Source organism: Acinetobacter lactucae (assembly GCF_013344765.1).
Taxonomy (GTDB): Bacteria; Pseudomonadota; Gammaproteobacteria; order Pseudomonadales; family Moraxellaceae; genus Acinetobacter; species Acinetobacter lactucae_A.
In genome coordinates this window covers 1-2,367 of sequence record NZ_JABVBF010000268.1, presented here as the reverse complement: position 1 = coordinate 2,367, position 2,367 = coordinate 1, and the positions used below count along the sequence as shown (strand labels likewise).

At 33.5% G+C, this 2,367-nt stretch carries 2 protein-coding genes; both read left to right on the top strand.

What is annotated here, in order from left to right; genetic code table 11:
• Nucleotides 1-359 precede the first annotated feature (359 nt).
• The gene (locus HUN22_RS16515; protein WP_174731652.1) at nt 360-2,069 is read left to right on the top strand and encodes a GGDEF domain-containing protein; all 1,710 of its coding nucleotides are present in this window, start codon (nt 360-362) and stop codon (nt 2,067-2,069) included.
• 83 nt (nt 2,070-2,152) lie between these two features.
• Nucleotides 2,153-2,367: P-loop NTPase fold protein (locus tag HUN22_RS16510; RefSeq protein WP_254617556.1), on the top strand; the 215-nt coding region annotated here is incomplete at its 3' end.

The following is a 2,367-nucleotide window of genomic DNA, read 5'->3' as shown; positions in this document are numbered from 1 at the left end:
ATCTTAAATTATAATAAGAGTTATGTGAAATTTATTAAAAAAAGGTAGACCAAAAAGAACCCAGCACAGAGCTGGGCAGGGGATGCTGGGAGAAGCATCCAAGAGGACAAGTGAATATGTTTTATTATCATTACTAAAAACCTTTAATCTGTAAAATAGGCTTTTTTTATAAAAACCATTCATTTTTTCAATACCGTTTATGATTTAAGCTTACTAAAATGTAATGAATATATGCTTATTAAAAGAGAAATGAAGGGTTTATTGATGAAATGCTGGTTATTAAAATGCTAGGATGAATCTAAGCCTAATTTATATAGTAGTAAAAAAATGGCAGGACATTTACGGAGTATCAGCTAAAAATGTCAGGATTACGTTCAGAGCATATTAGTAATCGACTGTTCTTTTTTATGCTGGTTATTATTTTGTCCTTATTATTCATGGCAATACCACTTATTGTGGGAAGTTATCAGGATTATATAAAAACTAGGCAAGCCTTAGCCGAAATAAAAAGTTTAAGAGCAGTAGCCGATATTGCTTATAAAATTTCTAAGGAACGTGCTCCTGCCAATAAAATGATGTCGAGTGGCCCTAATGATTTAGTAAAGAATCAGCAAGAATTAAAAAAATTTCGCTTAATTGTCGATGAGCAAATTGATACAAGCATTCTTATTTTAAAACAAGCCGGTTATGACTCATTAGCAAATGAGTTACAAACGACCTTCAAAGAAAATCTTAGACAAGCTCGACATGTAGTTGATTATTACGGTGAAACTCCCTATGGAGCCAGAACTTCCGTTCAAATGGATAACGCTATTTTAGGAATGTTTGGGGTTTGGGATAACTGTAGGGAAATACTACAAAGACTGATGTTGCAGTTAAAGAGTAAAGATAGTCGCATTTCTAATTACTTTACGCTGATTATCGTTTTGACCGATATGCGAGATCAGGCTGGACGTATGGCTTCTAATATTATTGCCCCAGTAAGTTTTAATGAAGAAATTCCAAGTAATAATCGGGCACGCTCTCTACAAACTCAGCACCAAGCTAGATATTTATGGATATTGGTTGATACTTTGCAACCTGAACAGGCAAAAACACCAGAATACCGTCGATTATATTCTCGAGTAAAATCAGAATTTATCGACAAGGGTATTCCAATTGTAGAAAAGCTATTAGAAGAAAGCCAAAAGGGCAAGCCATATTATTTAAATGGTACTCAATTGACAGAAGCAATCGTGGGTAAATTTACTACTGTGGTTGATTTACAAACATATATTCTTGATGAAAGTGTAGTCATTGCCACGCAAGAAAATGCGATTGCTCGAAACGACTTTCTTTTAACTTTATTTATTTCTTTAATTTCTTTAGCCACAGCGTTACTTACCCTCATATACGCTCAAAGAAGAGTATTTTCACCTTTAATTAAAGCGAGGACCTTAATTTTAGATTTATCGCATAGTTCTGATCATTGTACAGATGAGATGAATGTTACTGCAAAAGGTGAATTTTTTTCTTTATTTGAAGCGATAGATCGATTGCAACGTATGTTGCAACAGCGAGATGCTTTTGAATTTCAATTAAAGAATATTGCTAATACGGATCCACTCACTGGTGTGTCCAACCGTTTAGCTTTATCTGAATATTTAAAAATTGTTGAAAGTTATCCTCAAAAATTTACGCAGACCTGTTTAATGATTATAGATATTGATCGTTTTAAACAGGTGAATGATCAGTACGGCCATATCGTAGGTGACCGTGTTATTGTCAGTATCGCAGAGCAATTAAAGCAAAATATTCGAAGTTCGGATTTAATTATTCGTTATGGGGGAGATGAATTTTTAATATTGCTAGAGCAGGTACAATTTGTAGATGCTCGTCTTTTGGCAGAGAAAATTCGGATTGCGATTTCTTTAGAAGAGATTTGTTTATCTGGTTCAGATGAAAAATTGCATGTGTCTGTGAGTATTGGTTTTGCGATAGGAGCAACGAGTTGGATTGAGCTTTTAGAGAGAGCTGATCGTTCGCTATTAAGAGCTAAAGCCCGAGGGCGAAATGCAGTAGAGGGATAATTCAAACCTTTATGAACCTTGTTTTGAAAAATCAAATTATCTGTGGTTTATTAGGTATCTATTAGTTTGAAATATACTAAATTATGAATACATTAGATAAAGAACAAAGATTAAAAGAATTATTAGAAAATAATATCAAAAATGAAAAAATTGGTACGGCCATTGCGATTACTGGGTCTTGGGGCATTGGCAAAACTTTCTTTTGGAGAAAGTTTTTAGATAAACAATTATCTGATGAGCGAGTTTATAAAAAAGATAATGTATTCAATCGGAAATATGCTTATGTATCACTTTTTGG